We start from the raw sequence: 17,691 nt of genomic DNA, 5'->3' as shown, positions 1-17,691 counted from the left end.
ATGTTGCAATAGAAAGTCCGATCGCAGTTGAACTATTACCCCATATCTGAAACTTGGGATCGGATCTCTCAAACGGGCACTAAGCCAATCTGACGCAGAATGAAAAACAGGATGGAGTTGACGATTGCTAGAGCGATCGCGCCCAGAATAGCGCTGCCAATGCCCCATCGCAATCGGAACCCTTCTACTAACCAGGCAGACAAACCAAAAACAATGATGCTGCCAATGAGAGGAATTAAGCCCAGACTGAGAACCGCTGGAATTGCCCTCAGCCAGGTGGGAAACAAACTATAGATTCCACTGAATACCCCAATGATCGCACCCGCAATCAGCGCAATGAATGGATTATCAATTTCAACGCCAGTGGGCAATTTAGAGATAATCAATAAACTCAGTGCAGTCACCACTACAGTAATTAGAAAGACAGTCATCAGTTGACTCCTTCGCCTTGGACATAGATTAGGTGGACAAGATACTTTTCACACTGGCTCGTTCCAGTTTGGGATTGTCAGGTGATCGACTGGGTAATTGATTTTGTACAACTACCTTGTTCACCATAGACTCAACCAGTGCAAAAAACGAAGTACGGTAAATTACAAAGAAAGAAGCATGAGCCAGAAAATTGACCTGTTTGAAGTGACAACTGTGTCTGTAATGCAATTGCTTTACTATGTCAGCTTAGTACACTAAAGCACAAGTGCGATACGCTAATTCAGACTTCCTGGAACTTTATTATCTGAAATTAGAGTAATATACAATTCCTGGGATTTCTGAAGTTTTTTTTATTTCGTTATATTCTTGTTGGGTTGCTTAAGTAAGCACTGACGATTTTGCCCCAGTGGATGTGATGTTCTAGACATGTGCTGCGTAACCTGTAAATCCTAATAGAGATGCAGAGTTTCGCGGATCTACTACAGGTCTAGACCATTACCCAATTTGCGATCGACTGAATCTTGTTTTTAATTGAAACGTTCTGTAAGATCAAACTAAATTAATCAAAGCAGATTCATCTCAAAAAACGCTAAATACTGGAGGTGAAAGTTCAATGGTTGCTATTAGTGACTATTTTACAGATTCTCAAGCACAGCTTAATGAGTCGCAGAAAAAACTTACAGAACTCTGGAAGAGTCCCAAGAGCAACTGATGGAGTCGCAGAAAAAGCTTGCTGACACCTGGACTCAAAGCCTTCCTAAAGCGGCAACTCAGGTAAGTTCTTCTGAAACTTTAGATAAAACTCTAAATTTTCAACGAGAACTGATCAATTCTGTGATCAATGCTCAACAGGTGGCAGCACGTTTAACCATTGAAACCCAGAAGTAACTTTGGGATGACTACTTCCAAACAACGCAGAAGATGGGACAGCAGACAAAAAAGCTAGTTAGTAAGTGTTCCTAATGATGTTCTGGCAATTCAAGCCGATGTTACCGATCCCGACTTGATGGCAGAAGTTGTAGAACAGAAATTAGGGCCGATTTACGGAATTGTTGCAAATGCTGGAATTACGCGTGATAACTTTTTTCCTAAATTAGCGATCGATGATTGGGATGCGGTCATCGATACAAACTTGAAGGGAATCTACAACACGCTGAAACCTGTGATCCCCAAAATGTATGACCGACGAGAAGGCTCGATCGTCTGTATCAGTTCGATTTCGGGTGAGCGAGGAAACATTGGACAGACAAACTACGCCGCATCTAAAGCAGGCGCGATCGGTCTGACCAAATCTCTCGCATTAGAAGCGGCACGCTACGGAGTCCGAGCCAATGCTGTGGCACCGGGATTTATCGAGACTGAAATGACTGGAGCAATTCCAGATAAAGTCAAGGAAGAAATCACGGCAGAGATTCCGTTTCGGCGCTTCGGCAAACCAGAAGAGGTTGCTTGGGCAGTCGGTTTTTTGCTGTCACCGATCGCCAGTAGTTTCGTCACTGGCACTGTTCTTCAAGTCAACGGTGGTCATCACACTTAGGATCGTGAATTAAATCATGTCGGTGACGGGTGCGACCTCCATCCGATACATTGGAAAAAACCGATTACCTTTTGCTCCATAAGGGTTTTGAGTGCCTGTAAAATTGATCAATGAATAATCAAAAAGACTACTGTGAAATCGTTCAAAAACCTTATCAGCAGGAGGCTTGAGCCACTTTAGTATCAGGTAGAGGTCGCACCCTCGGTGACTTGCAATGTCAATAGGCACGGCAGTGCCATGCCCCTACATAAATTCTGGTCTTAATTCCGAAAATCCCCTTTCTAATCGGGTTGGGGATCAAACTTCGTGCGTCCTATAAGTTTCTTATCTTTATAGAGTAAGTTGAGAATTGATCTACCATTGCGGTGCATAGGGTGAACTGCAAGCCTTTATTCAGGGTGAGTAACCAGCGGTTACAGATCTTTTATAAAACTGCTCAAGAGTCGGAGTTTTTACGCTTCACTTCTCAAATCGTCAGCGGCTTGTGGTAAAAAGCACTGCCGAATTAAATTACAATTACAGGCTCAAATGCAGCGATCGTACCGTCTAATTTGAGGTGATGTTAATGGGTATCACCCCAGCAAAATTTTTACAGAAAACCCCATTCCATAATTGAGGAGATGCATGATGTTTAAGCAGATTTGTTGTTTGACTGGAGTCACGGCCCTCATAGCAGCCCTGGGGTCATCGTTGCTTTCCGGCGCGAATGCTCAAATCACTGACCAGAAATTTCAGTCGAAACTTGCCCCTTCTAATGTCCCTATAGTGGGACAAGCAACTCCAGGGAATTCACCCCGTCCTGCTGTTCAAACAAATTTCCAGGGCCGAGGAGTGGCTCAGGGTTCTGCTTTTACGAGAGGACGGACTGCAACGACTGTCCTGACCATTGACCGAGATAATTTTGTCTTTGAACTGGCAGAGCCAGGAGGACGAACGGATGCACCCAGAGCACGAGTTCAATATCGGGGTGCAATCATTCGGCAGACAAACAAAACAACCAGTGCGACCTCCGGCGGCTTTACATTAGACGGTCGCGTCAGGAGTTACACCTCTTCTGCCAACCTGCGAGTGCTTAACAACACAACGGGCACTTGTCGGATTGAAGTATTCAACTCCCTCGTGCTCTCTAGTAGTTGCAGAGCTGCGACTGCCGAGAGTTCAACCCAGTTTCTGGGGCTAGAACAATTTTAATCTGGAGTACAAAATGAACTATAAAACTGCATACAGTCAACCATTAGCGGGTTGCATCGCCACTCTGATAGTTGGATCAGTTGGTGTTACGGCGGCAAGCCCCGTAATGGCACAGCCCTTCCCCAAAAAACTGCCTTTTCAAACGGCTCAATCCTCTTCCTTAATCATCGGAAATTGGCGACTGTCAAACATGACAGAATCAAGCGCTCCGACTCCGATGGTTCCCTCGACTGACTTAACCGCAGACTTTGCGGGCGATCGCGTCACGGGTACAGGTGGATGCAATCGCTTTAATGGGGGCTTCCAAACGCGGGGTAATCAATTGAAGATTGGCCCGCTTGCCACCACGTTTAAGGCTTGTGAGGAGCCTCTCATGACCCAGGAGTCGCGATATCTGAAAGCATTACAAGGTGCTCAACGGTATGAGGTAGCTAACCCAGGTCAATTGACTATCTTTTATCGAACCGATCGCGAGTCGGGCACTCTACGCTATCTCTCTCAAAACACCAATCCAGGGAATCCAACTCCTCCTGCTGTGCAAGGAACTTTCCAGGGCAGAGGAGTGGCTCAGGGTTCTGCTTTTACGAGAGGACGAACTGCAACGACTGTCCTGACCATCGATCGAGATAATTTTGGCTTTGAACTCACAGAGCCAGGAGGACGAACGGATGCCCCTAGAGCGCGAGTTCAATATCGGGGTGCAGTGATTCGACGCACCAATGGTTCGGTTCCCAATAGCTTTACATTAGATGGTCGCGTCAGGAGTTACACCTCTTCCGCCAACCTGCGAGTGCTGAACAACACAACTGGCACCTGTCGCATTGAAGTGTTCGACGCGCGCGTCATTTCTAGTAGTTGCAGAGCCGCGACTGCCGAAAGTTCAACCCAGTTTCTGGGGCTAGAACAATTTTAGGGTGATTAACGGTGTTGCAGAATCAGGAATGAAATGGTTGTAGGGGTAGCGCCCCCGTGCCTACCCCTGAGGTCGGGCAACCACGGGGGGATTGCCCCTACCCAAATCATCCCTCTATTCTGCAATACCCAATTAATCAACGATGTGCGATCGCATCAATCAGTCCGGCAAAGCACTATCTTTATACCAATCCTTATCTGACAAGGATTAATAATAAGTGGAGTTATTCCTTGAGGTGGCTGTGCATAACGACAAGGGTTTGCGCTAGATGATTGAGCCGCGTTTCTAAGTCTTGCTTGCGCCCTAAGAGTTGGCGGAGTTTTTGATGACGAGCGATCGCCAGACCTAGACTTGCCACTTGCTCAGAAGGGCAGGGACAAGACCACAACTGTCCATCCGGGTTAAGACCACAGAGCCGATAGCCAGTGCGGGGTGATTCACAAGCGACGGGCTGGTTTTGGGGATCTTGAGTCGAGCAAATTTCTTCAACATAGTCCATCAACCGATCGACTTCGGCGTGTCGCAACACCGACGAGTCAACCTCTGGTTCGCGGGAGTGAGATTCTAGCCAGCCATCAACGATCGGCCCTTCTAGATATAAATCTTGAATTTGCCGCAAAATCTGGTGTAACTCAGTTTGCCACCCTTCCACGATCGTTTGAATTTCAATCAGCAGATTGGTCGCTAGAGCTGGGTTTGCCCCATTTCGATGGCTGCTAAAACTAGGTGCTTTGAGTTTAGGCAGATTGGGAATTTTTGCCTCAGTTTCTTCGACCGAAAAAGGTTGGACAAAAACTTTCAATGGCTCTAGGGTCGGGGCTGGCATCGCTGGAGCCGGATCAGTCACGGCGGGAGCAAGCTGCCTAACGATCTGAGAGTCATCGATCGTCGCAGGTTGAGGCGAAGCAACAACTTTTGCAGAACTGACTTTTGCAGTCTTGGGCTGCAATTCAAAAGACACTGACTTAATCGCTGAAGCGGATGAGCCAGAACGAGTCGAAGCAGGATTATCGCTCGGAGCCAACACCGTTGCGGTGCGATCGATCTGGTGCAGTGTCTCTTCGATTCGTCTCAGTTCTCTTTTCATAGTCGCCTCAAACCACTCACAAAAGTCTTAGAGATGCAGCGCTCTGACGCATCTCAGAATTTTCGCCCTGTTTTGTGACTCATTGTAGCGGCGAAATTGTAGAAGGCAACTATTTTCTGAGATTGTAACTAAGATTTAAACCTTTTCTGCTAGAGGCTGACAAAAGTTTTGCACTCCTGACTTTAAAACATAGAGCGCGACGGGAGTCACCAACTTAGCAGGAATTTCGGTGCTTGCCGAGATCGCATCCACAACCGCTCCACTTAGCCCATCTTCTAAACTCTCCTGCAAATCAGCGTGGCAAAGCACATGTCGCCAGCGTTTTGCTAATCCTTCGATCCAGCGATCGTTGGTGTCAGGCTCTTGCCCTGAGCGAATAGCTAGAGCGATCGCAGCGTCTTCTAAATCGCCATCACAGTCTTCAATGACTCTCAGGGCATCTAGAGCCGCCGCGTGATCAAAAAGTTCGGCTCGATATTGCTCAAGCTCTTGGGGCGTAATAATAATTCTCATCAGGGCTGCAATGGTCAATAGGGGAAATTTTAGCACTCTTGCTCAAAATGCAAGCGAGTTAATCAGAAAGGTCTAATCGATCGCTAATTTCTGCCAAGGCTGAGGAGAGATCTGCGATCGTCGATTTCATCTCTGCCACATCGCCGCCTAACTGATCTAATCGAGTTTCTACGATTTTGAGATCAGTGGTTTGATTGGTTTGCCATAGAGAGCATTTCAGAGCGGTTAGAATTTTCTCAACCGTTGAGAAGTTTGGGTCATAAGACGGATCGTTTAAGATGCGACTGATTTGCTGAGTGTAACCCAAGGCACTTCCGCCATGTTCTTTAGCAATTTCAGCAGAGATTTTGCGAATGCTCATTCCCTGCGTTTTCATTAACTCGCGAATCACATCTACCATTTGTTCTTGCATAAATGTGCCAATTTCTACTAGTCTTCATTAAGAACTTGAATCAATTAAGTGACCTTCACCTTGAGCGGGGGTCATTTTTTTGTAGATCATCTCTCTATAAATAAAAAATGTCAGTTCGACGAGTTTTTCGCTTCGTTGTCAGCGGCTTCTGCCCCCTAAATCCCCCATTCTGGGGGACTTTGAATCAGAGTTTTGGGCTTAAAGTCCCCCAAAGTTGGGGGATTTAGGGGGCGAAGATCTCGGCAATGACGAATCGAGAGATTTGTGCGTCCACCCAAGCACCTTGGGTGGGGGTCATTTTTTTTGTAGATCATCTCTCTACAAAAAAGCAGTAGAACCGATTTGCTCTACTGCTTTTAGTGATTTAGTCGTGAGTCACTATAACCCAACGAGTTCACGAGACTCTAGACCTGTAAGTTGTTGAGCGATCGTCAGTCGGGTTTCTAGCTTGGCGACGCTAAACTCATTTCGCAAGTGTTCTAGATGAGCCAGGGCGTTGGCTTTTTCGGTGGCGGCCCGGTTGAGGGCATCGATCGCGTGAGAATATTCGTGGTTGACTTGCAAAACCTCAAAACGGCGGGCTTTGCGCTGGTTGTCATTTTTAAGGGCGGTTTCAAAGGCGACGACCATATCGGCATTGCCTTCGAGTCGAGCCAGGTGCTGACGAATCTCAGCAATGTTTTGCTCTAGCTCATTGACGTGTTGGGCAGCTTGCGCGATCGCGGCGGGATATTGACCTAAACGCAGTTTCATATCTGACATTCCTTGAAGACGGTGGAGTAGCCAGTAGCCAAATCAGTCACCCCAGACTGAGACTACGAACGACAAAATGGGAACCGCACGAGAACCTTAGGCAACCAGTTCTTGCAGTTGGGGCAGAGCGGTTCGGGTGGGCAACTCGTGGGCAGGAGCCGATTGAGATTGAGGGCCTGTTTGCTCTAAAACGGTGACTTCGAGATTGACGGCAACCAGATAAGAGCCAGGTTGCTCACCGACAGCTTCAGCAATTAAGTCAGCAAAGGCGGGTCGATCGGCGGTGATCGGGTCACGCAGCGAACATCGATCCCACTCATATTTGGCAGCAGGGTCAAGGTGCAGAATGTAGTGTTTCGTCATAGGGTAAGAACTTGAATCATTTGTACTATTGTAGTGAAAATCCACGACAGTTGCAACCTGAAAATCAGGGAAATCATTAGGCGACGAGACGGGTGAGCGATCGCTGATTTTGATTGCGACTAGGGCTAGAATGAGCTTTGTCAGAGGCGATTTGCTTCTGGTCTAATCGATCCCAATAAGCGAGGGTCTTGGCAATACCAGGGTTTCCAGAGAGTTTGATTTCGTGAGGAAACTGAGTCAGCATTTCGCTCTGCTGCAATTGAAATAAATAGCCAGAACTCGCCAAAGAATGGGCAAATTTTTGAGCTTGGCTGATTTTTTCAAAGCCAAAATAGCAAGTCTCTCGAAGCTTTGCAGCTTTTTGAAACGGCGTTCTGACCACTAAAACTCTAGGAGAAAGATATTGACCGACTCGTCCTTTACCCAGTGAAAAGAATCGACCCGTTTGCATGGTGTATATTGACGTTTGAGTTTTGAATGCTGAGGGGATAAATCTCTTAACTCTATTGTAGTTGATTGTCACTACGGTTGTGGTCATTCTGGGGAGTGAAATCGTCTACCCGATCGGTCTAAAGCATCTAAATCCGTTGATCTAATTATAGTAAATTTGTACCTGCGTCCGTGTGGCTCCTGTCGGTGTGAAGAAAGCTTAATATTTACGAAGAATTTATGAGGTGAGCGTGAATAACCGAGCAAAATTTCCCGGCTTGACTTGACTTATTGCGAAAACTCGGTAAACCTAAGAGCAAAGACACTCTCTCAGTAAGGGCAGCTTTCATACGGGCTAGCATACGGACTAGTCAGGTTGAAAGCGATCGTCCTAGCCAAGAGAGTCTATAGCCGTGAATAAACTCGCCGCTATCCCTCAGCTCAATCACAGTTGGATTGGTAACAGAAGCCTCTGCAGGAATGAAAACTGTTTGAACTTGGGTGGAATTGGTCTGAAGATTGCACGTTACTTTTTTGGAGAGATCAAAAATCTCTCTCAGTCCACTATTGATTTACTCTGAGGAAACACGTTCATGACTGCAACTCCCGTTCGGTTGAAGTACGAAGTCAAAGATCTAGCACTTGCGCCTATGGGCAAACAGCGCATTGAGTGGGCTGGGCGCGAAATGCCTGTGTTGGCTCAAATTCGCGATCGCTTCGCCAAAGAGCAGCCATTTGCGGGCATCAAGATTTCTGCTTGCTGCCACGTAACGACTGAAACGGCTCATTTGGCGATCGCGCTGAAAGCAGGTGGGGCTGATGCGATTCTGATTGCCAGCAACCCGCTGTCTACTCAAGATGATGTGGCGGCAAGCTTAGTCGCTGATTATGGAATTCCCGTTTACGCGGTCAAAGGCGAAGATAACGATACCTATCACCGCCACGTTCAAATCGCCTTGGATCACCGTCCCAACATCATCATTGATGACGGCTGCGATGTCGTTGCAACCTTGGTTCAGCAACGTAAACATCAACTCCCTGACCTGATTGGCACCACCGAAGAAACCACCACCGGAATTGTGCGTTTGCGTGCCATGCTCCGAGATGGTGCGCTGACCTTCCCGGCGATCAACGTCAACGATGCTGAAACCAAGCACTTTTTTGATAACCGCTACGGCACGGGTCAATCGACTTTGGATGGCATCATCCGCGCCACTAACATTCTATTAGCAGGCAAAACCATTGTGGTTGCTGGCTATGGCTGGTGTGGTAAAGGAACGTCAATGCGGGCGCGGGGCATGGGCGCAAATGTGATTGTCACTGAGATCAACCCGGTGGCAGCGATCGAAGCCGTAATGGATGGCTTCCAAGTCATGCCGATGGATGAAGCGGCAAAGCGAGGCGATATTTTCGTCACCGTCACGGGCAATAAAGGCGTGATTCGCGGCGAACACTTTGACTCGATGAAAGATGGCGCGATCGTCTGCAACTCTGGTCACTTTGACATCGAGATTGACCTGGAAGCCTTAAAGGGACGCGCTAGCGAAGTTAAGACTGTTCGCACCTTTACCGAAGAATATAAGCTCAAGAGCGGCAAATCTGTGATCGTTTTGGGTGAAGGTCGCCTCGTCAACTTGGCGGCGGCTGAAGGGCACCCCAGCGCGGTGATGGACATGAGCTTTGCCAACCAGGCGATGGGCGCTGAATATCTGGTCAAAAACAAAGGCAAGCTCGAACCCGGTGTCTATTCGATTCCGGTAGAAGCGGATCAAGAAATTGCGCGGTTGAAGCTGCAAGCGATGGGCTTCACGATCGATGCGCTCAACGCCGATCAAATCCAGTATGTCAACTCCTGGACTTCTGGCACCTAAGCCTAGCTAGGTTTTGAGCCATCCAGACCTCCGACTCTTTAAAGAAGTCGGAGGTCTTTGCGTTCGTGGATTTGAGAGAGGCTGCATGAATCGCATTCTGTTTGTTGAACTATTGGGAGGATTGGCGACGTTTTAATCGCTTTACCTGCTATTCAAGCCTTGGGACGATCGTACCCCGATGCAACTTTAACCGTTCTGACGTTTTCACCAGGGGGAGATCTGCTCAAAGCTGACCCGTTGATTGAGTATGTTGAGATTGCTCAAAAGGGTCAATTAAAGCAGGCGATCGCAACACTTCACAGCTAACAAAAGTATGATTTGATTGTTTCTGATACTAATTACGATCGCGTTGATCAGATCATTCATCAGAGTGGTGCTACTCGCGTCGTCACAAATTTATGGCGATCGCCATCTGATGATCAATTTGTCAGCGATCGCTTTATTAAAATTCTGTTGAGTGAAGGATTGATTTGTGCCGATGCGATCGCGGCTCCTCAGTTGTATATAACCCAACAAGAACAGCAGGACGCACAAGAAAAATTAGGGGACTTTAAACGCCAGATCGTTGTTCTCTATCGCGATTCGGGGATGCAGATCAAGCAATGGTCAACTGAGAAGTTTATTCGATTAGGGCAAGAGTTACAGAAAACATTGAACGCCGCGATCGTGGTGCCGATCGGCTCAGATTCTAATCAGGTGACAGAACTGGTGGAATCGATCGGAGGAACTGCCCAGATCTGGCAACCGGGGACACTGACAGAACTTGCTGCGATGCTGTCTCAGTCAGATTTGACGATTGCCTCAGACACGGGTTCGGCTCGGATCGCAGCCGCAGTCGGCACCCCGACCATTAGACCTCCTGCATGAATAAAATTCTCGACGTAACCCACCCTGCGATCTTAGGGGGCGTTCCCGGATTCGTGCAGGAGGTCTATTACTTTATTTGGGCCTTCCTGGTATGGTCAACCCGCGCCGCATATTAACGTGCAGGGCTACCCAGAGTGCCCAGAGCGGGTGATTCAAAACTTTACGATGCAGCGCTGTTGGTATGACGGGACGTGCCCCTTTGAGCAGTGGAATACGTGCTTGGACGAGATTTCTGTCGATCGAGTGATGGCAATCTGCGTCTCGTTGCTCAAAGCTCATAGCCAGCGTTTGATATAACCCGCATGACTTTGGTAAATCTGTCTGCAACAACTTATTGACTTTGGTTCTCATAAGCCTTTACAATCTCTTTGACTTACTGATAATTGCTTCTAATAAAGGCGTTTTTCACTTAAACTCGGACTCGTGTAATGAAATCAAATCGAACTGCAAGTTTTAACCTCAGTGCTGCATTTCTAGCCTTGACTACCACCTTTATTAGCGCGTGCAGTACTCAGCCTCCGACCTCCTCAAACCCAGTGGCTGCAACTCAAGGACAAACTGCCTCTGCTAACTCCTTGAATCAGTTGCGAGTTGTCTTTCCAAGTCGGTCTGGGGCAACCGAGGTACAAACCAAAGCCAACGCGATCGCCGCTCTCTTATCAACTGAACTGAAAATGCCTGTGATCGCCGTGATTGGTGATGATACTGCCGCCGTCGAAGCGCTGAAAGCCGAGCAAGCGGAAGTGGCATTTCTCAGCAGCCGTTCGGCGCTCAAAGCGGAACAGTTAGCAGGTTCTCGGCTTTATTTAGCTGAAGTGCGCCCCGATTATTCTGGAGGACATACCTACCGATCGGTGTTCGTCGTGCGAAATGACAGCCCCCTGCAAAGCAAAGACGATGCCAAGCAAAATCTAGAGCAACTGCGCGGTAAGAAAATCGCCTTCACCTCGCCGACTTCTGGATCGGGCTTCATTTTTCCGGTCGGTGATTTGGTGAAACAAGGGCTGGTTGAAAACCGCGATCGCGTCAAAGAATTTTTTGGCGAAGTCACTTATGGCAACAACTACGCGGGAGCGCTGCAAGCCGTTTTGAAAGGACAAGCAGAGGTCGCCGCTGTATCGGAATATGCGCTCAAGGCTCCCTATATCACGCCTGCGGAAAGTCAGCAGCTTAGAATTCTTCATGCGATTTCAGGAGTTCCGGCGCATGGAGTTGCGATCGACGATCGAGTTCCCGCCGATCTGCGCGGTCGTGTGATGAGTGCGTTACAAAAACTCAATGAGCCAGCTAACAATGCGTTGCTAAAAGATCTGTATAACTCAACTGAGTTAGTGAGCATTGACCATACGCGTCATTTGGCTCCGATGCAAAATGCGCTAAAACAAGCAGGAATGGAGCCTTAAAGCCATCAGCATCACTGAGTAGAGGAATGATTTGGGTAGGGGCCAGGCCCCTACCGTCGTTTCATCCCCATTCTGCAACGCCAAATAATCGTCAGTCGGTCAATCATGCATCAACGTTCTCAGCCGTCCTATACCGCTTCAGTCCATCCTGCGATCGTGTGCGTTGATCTCCAAACGGCTTATTTGCCGTCTTTGCGCCGATCGGCTCTGCAAGGTGTCACTTGCACCATTCAGCCAGGAGAATTTGTTGCGGTTTTGGGCTTAAATGGCGCAGGCAAGTCAACCTGGCTACAATCTCTCCTGGGTCTAGTGCCGATTCAATCAGGATCGGCTCATGTGCATTACACTCCAATTCAAGCGGCAACGATTCCTCAAATTCGACGAGAGATTGGCATATTGTTTCAAGGAGGTGGACTTGTGCCTCAACTGACGGCGCTTGACAATGTGCTGTGCGGGCGATTGGGGCAACGATCGTCGTGGCAAACACTATTTGGATTTGATTCGCGCGATCGCGCCCAAGCATCCCAACTTCTGCATCAGTTTGGACTGCGCGACTCTGCCCATCAAATTACGCGCCGATTGAGCGGCGGACAACGGCAACGAGTGGCGATCGCCCGCCTGCTGATGCAGTCTCCCTCGATTCTTTTGCTAGATGAACCAACCGCCGGACTTGATGTGTTAGCCACGCGGCACGTAATGGAACTGTTGGCCCAATTGAATCATCAAGGCATGACCATAATTAGTGTCTTGCACGACCTCGCGATCGCTCAAACTTATGCCCGACGTGCCTTAATTTTTGAAGCAGGACGAATTCTTTATGACGGCGACTGTCACAACCTGGCTGTCCACTTTAAAACTGCTGAACAGGTTGAGCGATGAAAGACGTTCGGGTAAAGTTTCGCTGGATTGTGTCTAAAAGCAAGCTCTTTATGATCCTTGCGGCACTGGTTCTAGTGTATGGATGGGCACTGCAAGGATTAAAAATTAATGGAACGCTGCTGCAAAAAAGCGTTCCTCATATGATCGACTTTATTTATCGTCTGTTTCCGCCCGACTTAAGCGTCACTGATGTGGCGATTCGAGCGCTGATTGAGACGGTGCAAATGTCGCTTTGGGGAACGACGATCGGCGCAGTTTTGTCAGTTCCGATCGCGGTTTTGTCGGCTCAAAATCTTACCCCTGATTGGCTGCGCTGGAGTGCAACCTTGCTGCAAAATGCTGTGCGAACTGTTCCCTCAATTGTATTGGGACTCTTCTTTGTGTCGGCTACCGGGCTAGGAGCGACTGCTGGAACATTAGCGCTGTCAATCTATACGATTGGCTATTTAGCAAAATTTTATCAAGAAGCGATCGAAGCAGTTGATCCAGAATCCATCAAAGCGCTGCAAGTGGGCGGTGCCTCATGGAGCCAAGTTGCTCAGTATGGCATCTTGCCGCAAGTGCTGCCGCTCGGATTAGGATATACCCTTTATATGTTTGAGTACAATATCCGCTCTGCCTCGGTTTTAGGCGTTGTTGGTGCGGGGGGAATCGGCTTTGAGTTGGTCAACTATATTCGTGGGTTTGAATACTCTAAAGCGACAACCATGATGCTCTTGCTGCTGCTCGTCGTGACCAGCATTGACTTTCTCAGCAGCCACCTGCGCCACCAGCTAGAGAAACTCTAAGGAACGTGGATTTATTAAGGTGTAACTTCTCGCCCTCTCCCTCAGGAGTTACGGTGTACACCAATCTTTGTCGCTGCGTTTGGGTCGGCTTTTGCCCCCTAAATCCCCCATTCTGGGGGACTTTGAGCTAAGACTCTGGTTTCAAAGTCCCTCACTCGTGGGGGATTTAGGGGGCAAAAGTCTCGGCGATGACAAATCAGAGGACTTTTACGGGTTATTTAATCCACGATCCTAAGGATCTTAAGTTTAGACCTCCTGCACGAATAGTTAAAGCCCTCCTCACGAAGTGGGGCAAAGCCCTCGCCAACCCTAAATCCTCCAATTCTGGGGGACTTTAAGATTCTGGTTCCCCTCAAACTTGGGGGCTAGGGGGGCAATTCATATTTGCATTCAGGAACGCCCAACATTCATCACTGCGAAGAGGACACCAAAAGACTCGTGGGAGAAATGCAATCGTCCGCGATCGAGATGCAAAGACTCGTCGATGAGGCGTAGAGACTCGTGAACTCAGTGCAACCCCTCACGACCCAAATGCCAAGAGTCGGAAGCGATCATCAAAGACCCACGATCGACCATAAACGGCTTGTAGGAGATGATGAAAGACTCCTAGGAGAAGTCCGTTCGTCGCTTCGTTTCAGTCGGCTTCAGCCCCCTAAATCCCCCATTCTGGGGGACTTTGAGCTAAGACTCTAGTTTCAAAGTCTCCCACTCGTGGGGGATTTAGGAGGCAAAGATCTCAGCGATGACAAATCAAAGGACTTGTGGGCATACCCTACCGCTTTACGTTGGGTCTTTGATTGCCAAGTTAATAGCTAGGCAACCCACCAAAGCAGACGACTCAAAGGAAAGATGCGATGAATTCGTCTTAAAGCTATCGTGAAAAGATGAATCAGACATCGCCACTTAAACGCTATCTGCGGGGCGTTTCTCAATCTCTCTCAATTTTTCAATATTGCGGACGCGCGATCGCGCTGGTTTGGAGTACCGATCGTCGTCTCACTCTATTCCTCGCCAGTGAAATAGGCGTTACGGAAGCGAAACCAAGGTAGGAAAGTATTAGCCCTCACTAACCTGTTGCAATCGCAATTTGCTTATGCTGCTCCCCATCTCCTATCCCCATTTAGAAAAAAGCGGCGATCGCCCCGCCCATCTCAAACGATTACCTCGGATTCGGGTCGCCCAGATAGTCATGGACTATCTCACTCATGGTTGGTCGGTTGATGAAATCTGTCATCAGCACCCTTACCTTCACCCTGCCGAAGCTCATGCTGCCATGACCTATTACTTCGATCATCCGGCTGAAATCGAAACAGAAATCCAACAGGAATTTTTACAAGTCCAGCAACTTCGCACGAACGCAACTCCTTCTCGCTTCCTGGCTCGGATACGGGCTGAGGGACGATTATAAACCTGTCGGTAGACACGAGTTTTCAAGGATGGGAAAATACCCACGCCAGCGCAGTAGAACCACTGCATAGGCTTTACGTGGGACAATGAAACCGAAGTGCCGCTTTAGGTTCGTTGCATGACCGCCAGCCCAGATTTTTGGAAAAAGCTTTACACCGCCTTCGATCCTTTTCGACCACTACCTGCGAATGATCCGGCTTGGGTCGATTGTGCATCGGTGCGGGGCGAGGAAGATATTTTGGCGGGGCTGGGGTTGGAGATTGCCCGATCGGAAAAAGTCACCTGTCAACTCTATGCCGGACATCGGGGTGCGGGCAAATCTACCGAATTATTGCGACTTCAGGATCACCTACAGCGCCAAGGCTTTCGGGTGGTTTATTTTGCCGCCGATGATGGTGATTTAGAACCGGAAAACACCCAATACAGCGATATTTTGCTAGCCTGTGCCCGACAGTTGATCAGCAAACTGCGATCGCAGCCCGGTCAAGATGACAAGTTTCGGGAGTGGGTGAATCGTCTGCTAAGAGATCTGCGAGATTTGGGGGTGACGGAGTTATCGCTAGATGAGTTGAGTTATGAAACACCGGAGACACCGCTGGGGAAAGTCTCTACCACGATCAAAACCAATGTCAGCAAGCAGCAAGTGATTCGCCGTCAGGTGGAACAACAGGCAGAATCATTGATTGACATTTTGAATGACTTTATTGGGAGTGCCTTGGGCGATCGCAAGCCTCAGGATCTCGTCCTGATTGTGGATAATCTCGATCGCATCATCGAGCGCTCTGACGGTGAAAATCAGCCAAGCAATTATGAACAAATTTTTGTCAACCACAGCGATCAACTGCGGGCGCTCAACTGTCATGTGATTTACACGGTGCCGATTTCTTTGGCATATTCGGTGCATCTGACGGCAATGGAAGAGCGCTATAAGCCCGTGGAGGTGCTGCCGATGGTGATGCTCAAAACCCCAGACGGGGAGATTAGTGAAATCGGGATGGCAACGCTGAAGGAATTGATTCGCCAACGGTTTCGGTTTGCCCACATGGAGGGGGAATTGGAGGCGGCGTTTGAGTCGATCGAGGCGTTGAATAAGCTGTGTGAAATGAGTGGCGGGCACGTTCGCAACTTGATGAATTTGATGAAGGCGGCGTTGCAGAACACGCGGGAGTTGCCGATTTCGACGCGATCGGTGCAGCGGGCAATTTCGGAGTTGCGCGATACCTATCGGAAAGTGATTGATGGGCACGAGTGGGAGGCGTTGGTGCGGGTGTCTCAAGATAAGCTGATTACCGAGAATGATGATCAATTTCGCAGTTTGCTGTTTCGACGCTGCATTTTAGAATATCGCTACATTGATGGAGAGGGCGAGGTGCAGGTTTGGCATGATGTGCATCCGCTGGTGCGGGGGTTGGATGGCTTTAAGCGGGCATTAGACCGATATGAAGGGGGAGCCAGTAGAAGTGAGTGAAATGGGTGCGACGACGGAGATCGATTGGGATGCGGATGTGGTTGCTGATCCCGAAGAGTCGTATCAGTCTCTGGTGCGATCGCTCCAGCGCACGGAAGGGTTTAGCTTATTTTTTGTCCGCTGTGTACCGGGCGATCAGGCAGATTTGGTGCAGCGGCTCCAGGCGGATTTGCCAGCGTTGCTCATGCAGCGGTTGGAGCTAAAAGAAGAATTGGTCGATGGCAACTTATACCAACGGGTGGCGACGTTGCCCAATCTCCAATCCATTAACGTGCTGTTTATTTCTGGGTTAGAAAAGTCTTTAGACCCCTATGTCAAGTCGGGCTATGGCGGTCAGGGCGACTACTACAAGCTTGACACTGTGCCGCGCGTGTTGGGGCATCTAAATTTGCAGCGAGAGCGCTTTCGCGATGATTTTTCGTTTTGTTTTGTGTTCTTTCTGAACGCCTTTGGCATTAAATACATTGCGCGTCGTGCGCCGGACTTCTTTGACTGGCGATCGGGCATCTTTGAGTTTGTCCCCGATTCCGAAACCGTCGGCAAACTGACGCAGGAACTCCAGGGAGATTATGATGAATACCTCGCATGGAGTCATACCCAGCGGCTCGATCGCATCCGGGACATTCAAGCCATTTTGGAGGAGGATCAGCAGACCCCAGATCAACAAGCCAGTTTGTGGATTGAAAAAGGCAATATCCTCTCGGCTGATCGAAACTATGAAGCGGCGATCACCAGCTATGACAAAGCCCTGGAATTCAAACCGGACTATCACGAAGCCTGGAACAACCGTGGCAATGCGTTGTCTGACTTAGGGCGTAAGGAGGAAGCGATCACCAGCTATGACAAAGCCCTGGAATTCAAACCGGACTATCACGAAGCCTGGTACAGCCGCGGCAATGCGCTGTCTGCCTTAGGACGCAAAGAGGAGGCGATCACCAGCTATGACAAAGCCCTAGAATTCAAACCGGACTATCGCGAAGCCTGGAACAACCGCGGCAATGCGCTGTCTGCCTTAGGACACAAAGAGGAGGCGATCACCAGCTATGACAAAGCCCTAGAATTCAAACCGGACTATCACGAAGCTTGGTACAACTGCGGCAATGCGCTGTCTGCCTTAGGACGCAAAGAGGAGGCGATCACCAGCTATGACAAAGCCCTGGAATTCAAACCGGACTATCACGAAGCCTGGTACAACAAAGCCTGCTTTTATGGATTGCAGAAGAATGTTGATTTAGCCATTGCCACCTTACAACAAGCCATTAACCTAGATTCCGAGTACCGAGAGATGGCAAAGACAGACTCAGATTTTGATGGCATTCGGCAAGACGATCGATTCCGATCGCTCCTCAACCCCAATTTCGCCTCATAGCTAGGCAAC

The 17,691-nt window shown here is 48.8% G+C and carries 22 protein-coding genes; 15 read left to right on the top strand and 7 right to left on the bottom strand.

Annotated features, from left to right (window positions below; all coding sequences use genetic code 11):
- Positions 1 to 68: 68 nt before the first annotated feature.
- Positions 69 to 431, bottom strand: coding sequence for a phage holin family protein (locus C7B65_RS14910; RefSeq protein ID WP_073072473.1), 363 nt, complete (start codon positions 429 to 431; stop codon positions 69 to 71).
- A 712-nt stretch (positions 432 to 1,143) separates the two neighbouring features.
- Here C7B65_RS14910 and C7B65_RS27840 point away from each other — a divergent pair.
- The 4 genes from C7B65_RS27840 to C7B65_RS14890 all read left to right on the top strand — a co-directional run bounded on the left by C7B65_RS27840 (position 1,144) and on the right by C7B65_RS14890 (position 4,073).
- Complete coding sequence (locus C7B65_RS27840; protein WP_181314404.1) at positions 1,144 to 1,320, top strand: hypothetical protein; 177 nt, start codon at positions 1,144 to 1,146, stop codon at positions 1,318 to 1,320.
- A gap of 82 nt (positions 1,321 to 1,402) precedes the next feature.
- Positions 1,403 to 1,969, top strand: a complete 567-nt coding sequence (locus C7B65_RS14905) for an SDR family oxidoreductase (protein WP_083582969.1) — start codon at positions 1,403 to 1,405, stop codon at positions 1,967 to 1,969.
- Positions 1,970 to 2,596: 627 nt separating this feature from the next.
- Entirely contained in the window at positions 2,597 to 3,160 is a 564-nt protein-coding gene (locus tag C7B65_RS14895) for a hypothetical protein (protein WP_073072472.1), read from the top strand.
- 13 nt (positions 3,161 to 3,173) lie between these two features.
- Complete coding sequence (locus tag C7B65_RS14890) at positions 3,174 to 4,073, top strand: META domain-containing protein (protein ID WP_106254045.1); 900 nt, start codon at positions 3,174 to 3,176, stop codon at positions 4,071 to 4,073.
- Positions 4,074 to 4,296: 223 nt separating this feature from the next.
- On the opposite strand, the gene C7B65_RS14885 is transcribed toward C7B65_RS14890, so the two are convergent.
- From C7B65_RS14885 to C7B65_RS14860, 6 genes are all read right to left on the bottom strand, one after another.
- Positions 4,297 to 5,160, bottom strand: a complete 864-nt coding sequence (locus C7B65_RS14885) for a hypothetical protein (RefSeq protein WP_073072470.1) — start codon at positions 5,158 to 5,160, stop codon at positions 4,297 to 4,299.
- Between the two features lie 135 nt (positions 5,161 to 5,295).
- A complete protein-coding gene (locus C7B65_RS14880; RefSeq protein ID WP_073072532.1) occupies positions 5,296 to 5,673 on the bottom strand; it encodes a hypothetical protein in 378 nt (125 codons plus the stop codon).
- A 58-nt stretch (positions 5,674 to 5,731) separates the two neighbouring features.
- Positions 5,732 to 6,085 carry a helix-turn-helix domain-containing protein gene (locus C7B65_RS14875; RefSeq protein ID WP_073072468.1) on the bottom strand — a complete coding sequence of 118 codons (354 nt, stop codon included), beginning with the start codon at positions 6,083 to 6,085 and terminating at the stop codon, positions 5,732 to 5,734.
- A gap of 378 nt (positions 6,086 to 6,463) precedes the next feature.
- The gene (locus C7B65_RS14870; protein ID WP_073072466.1) at positions 6,464 to 6,838 is read right to left on the bottom strand and encodes a hypothetical protein; all 375 of its coding nucleotides are present in this window, start codon (positions 6,836 to 6,838) and stop codon (positions 6,464 to 6,466) included.
- Positions 6,839 to 6,934: 96 nt separating this feature from the next.
- On the bottom strand, positions 6,935 to 7,201 hold the full coding sequence (locus tag C7B65_RS14865; RefSeq protein WP_073072464.1) for a hypothetical protein: 267 nt from the start codon (positions 7,199 to 7,201) through the stop codon (positions 6,935 to 6,937).
- 76 nt (positions 7,202 to 7,277) lie between these two features.
- Positions 7,278 to 7,652, bottom strand: a complete 375-nt coding sequence (locus C7B65_RS14860) for a hypothetical protein (RefSeq protein WP_073072462.1) — start codon at positions 7,650 to 7,652, stop codon at positions 7,278 to 7,280.
- Positions 7,653 to 8,223: 571 nt separating this feature from the next.
- Between C7B65_RS14860 and ahcY the strand changes: the two genes are divergently transcribed.
- The 11 genes from ahcY to C7B65_RS14820 all read left to right on the top strand — a co-directional run bounded on the left by ahcY (position 8,224) and on the right by C7B65_RS14820 (position 17,682).
- Positions 8,224 to 9,501, top strand: coding sequence for an adenosylhomocysteinase (gene ahcY / locus C7B65_RS14855; protein ID WP_073072460.1), 1,278 nt, complete (start codon positions 8,224 to 8,226; stop codon positions 9,499 to 9,501).
- Positions 9,502 to 9,660: 159 nt separating this feature from the next.
- Positions 9,661 to 9,807: a hypothetical protein gene (locus tag C7B65_RS28410; RefSeq protein ID WP_219898566.1), complete on the top strand. Its 147-nt coding sequence runs from the start codon at positions 9,661 to 9,663 to the stop codon at positions 9,805 to 9,807.
- A gap of 12 nt (positions 9,808 to 9,819) precedes the next feature.
- Entirely contained in the window at positions 9,820 to 10,368 is a 549-nt protein-coding gene (locus tag C7B65_RS28405; protein ID WP_219898564.1) for a glycosyltransferase family 9 protein, read from the top strand.
- 117 nt (positions 10,369 to 10,485) lie between these two features.
- Entirely contained in the window at positions 10,486 to 10,665 is a 180-nt protein-coding gene (locus C7B65_RS28400; protein ID WP_219898560.1) for a hypothetical protein, read from the top strand.
- Positions 10,666 to 10,796: 131 nt separating this feature from the next.
- Complete coding sequence (locus C7B65_RS14845) at positions 10,797 to 11,771, top strand: phosphate/phosphite/phosphonate ABC transporter substrate-binding protein (RefSeq protein ID WP_073072454.1); 975 nt, start codon at positions 10,797 to 10,799, stop codon at positions 11,769 to 11,771.
- A 105-nt stretch (positions 11,772 to 11,876) separates the two neighbouring features.
- Positions 11,877 to 12,650 carry a phosphonate ABC transporter ATP-binding protein gene (locus C7B65_RS14840; protein WP_073072453.1) on the top strand — a complete coding sequence of 258 codons (774 nt, stop codon included), beginning with the start codon at positions 11,877 to 11,879 and terminating at the stop codon, positions 12,648 to 12,650.
- Positions 12,647 to 13,438 carry a phosphonate ABC transporter, permease protein PhnE gene (gene phnE / locus C7B65_RS14835; protein ID WP_073072452.1) on the top strand — a complete coding sequence of 264 codons (792 nt, stop codon included), beginning with the start codon at positions 12,647 to 12,649 and terminating at the stop codon, positions 13,436 to 13,438. Before C7B65_RS14840 ends, phnE begins: the two co-directional genes overlap by 4 nt.
- An 884-nt stretch (positions 13,439 to 14,322) precedes the next feature.
- Entirely contained in the window at positions 14,323 to 14,487 is a 165-nt protein-coding gene (locus C7B65_RS27835; RefSeq protein ID WP_181314403.1) for a hypothetical protein, read from the top strand.
- Positions 14,488 to 14,531: 44 nt separating this feature from the next.
- The gene (locus C7B65_RS14830) at positions 14,532 to 14,846 is read left to right on the top strand and encodes a DUF433 domain-containing protein (protein WP_073072451.1); all 315 of its coding nucleotides are present in this window, start codon (positions 14,532 to 14,534) and stop codon (positions 14,844 to 14,846) included.
- 117 nt (positions 14,847 to 14,963) lie between these two features.
- A complete protein-coding gene (locus C7B65_RS14825; protein WP_073072450.1) occupies positions 14,964 to 16,313 on the top strand; it encodes an ATP-binding protein in 1,350 nt (449 codons plus the stop codon).
- Between the two features lies 1 nt (position 16,314).
- On the top strand, positions 16,315 to 17,682 hold the full coding sequence (locus C7B65_RS14820) for a tetratricopeptide repeat protein (protein ID WP_181314402.1): 1,368 nt from the start codon (positions 16,315 to 16,317) through the stop codon (positions 17,680 to 17,682).
- Positions 17,683 to 17,691: the final 9 nt, after the last annotated feature.

Origin of the sequence: Phormidesmis priestleyi ULC007, from assembly GCF_003003695.1 — a bacterium.
Taxonomy (GTDB): domain Bacteria; phylum Cyanobacteriota; class Cyanobacteriia; order Leptolyngbyales; family Leptolyngbyaceae; genus Phormidesmis_A; species Phormidesmis_A priestleyi_A.
Note: the sequence above shows the minus strand (reverse complement) of the source record. Positions and strands in the feature narration are given on the sequence as shown.

Bases quoted from the DNA above. Each gene is read 5' to 3' on its own strand.
- C7B65_RS14870 (WP_073072466.1), bottom strand. From the start codon at position 6,838: ATGAAACTGCGTTTAGGTCAATATCCCGCCGCGATCGCGCAAGCTGCC.
- C7B65_RS14845 (WP_073072454.1), top strand. From the start codon at position 10,797: ATGAAATCAAATCGAACTGCAAGTTTTAACCTCAGTGCTGCATTTCTA.
- C7B65_RS27840 (WP_181314404.1), top strand. From the start codon at position 1,144: ATGGAGTCGCAGAAAAAGCTTGCTGACACCTGGACTCAAAGCCTTCCT.
- C7B65_RS14840 (WP_073072453.1), top strand. From the start codon at position 11,877: ATGCATCAACGTTCTCAGCCGTCCTATACCGCTTCAGTCCATCCTGCG.
- C7B65_RS14880 (WP_073072532.1), bottom strand. From the start codon at position 5,673: ATGAGAATTATTATTACGCCCCAAGAGCTTGAGCAATATCGAGCCGAA.
- C7B65_RS14825 (WP_073072450.1), top strand. From the start codon at position 14,964: ATGACCGCCAGCCCAGATTTTTGGAAAAAGCTTTACACCGCCTTCGAT.
- C7B65_RS14895 (WP_073072472.1), top strand. From the start codon at position 2,597: ATGTTTAAGCAGATTTGTTGTTTGACTGGAGTCACGGCCCTCATAGCA.
- C7B65_RS14875 (WP_073072468.1), bottom strand. From the start codon at position 6,085: ATGCAAGAACAAATGGTAGATGTGATTCGCGAGTTAATGAAAACGCAG.
- C7B65_RS14860 (WP_073072462.1), bottom strand. From the start codon at position 7,652: ATGCAAACGGGTCGATTCTTTTCACTGGGTAAAGGACGAGTCGGTCAA.
- C7B65_RS27835 (WP_181314403.1), top strand. From the start codon at position 14,323: ATGAATCAGACATCGCCACTTAAACGCTATCTGCGGGGCGTTTCTCAA.
- C7B65_RS14890 (WP_106254045.1), top strand. From the start codon at position 3,174: ATGAACTATAAAACTGCATACAGTCAACCATTAGCGGGTTGCATCGCC.
- ahcY (WP_073072460.1), top strand. From the start codon at position 8,224: ATGACTGCAACTCCCGTTCGGTTGAAGTACGAAGTCAAAGATCTAGCA.
- C7B65_RS14820 (WP_181314402.1), top strand. From the start codon at position 16,315: ATGGGTGCGACGACGGAGATCGATTGGGATGCGGATGTGGTTGCTGAT.
- C7B65_RS14830 (WP_073072451.1), top strand. From the start codon at position 14,532: ATGCTGCTCCCCATCTCCTATCCCCATTTAGAAAAAAGCGGCGATCGC.
- C7B65_RS14910 (WP_073072473.1), bottom strand. From the start codon at position 431: ATGACTGTCTTTCTAATTACTGTAGTGGTGACTGCACTGAGTTTATTG.
- C7B65_RS14885 (WP_073072470.1), bottom strand. From the start codon at position 5,160: ATGAAAAGAGAACTGAGACGAATCGAAGAGACACTGCACCAGATCGAT.
- C7B65_RS14865 (WP_073072464.1), bottom strand. From the start codon at position 7,201: ATGACGAAACACTACATTCTGCACCTTGACCCTGCTGCCAAATATGAG.
- phnE (WP_073072452.1), top strand. From the start codon at position 12,647: ATGAAAGACGTTCGGGTAAAGTTTCGCTGGATTGTGTCTAAAAGCAAG.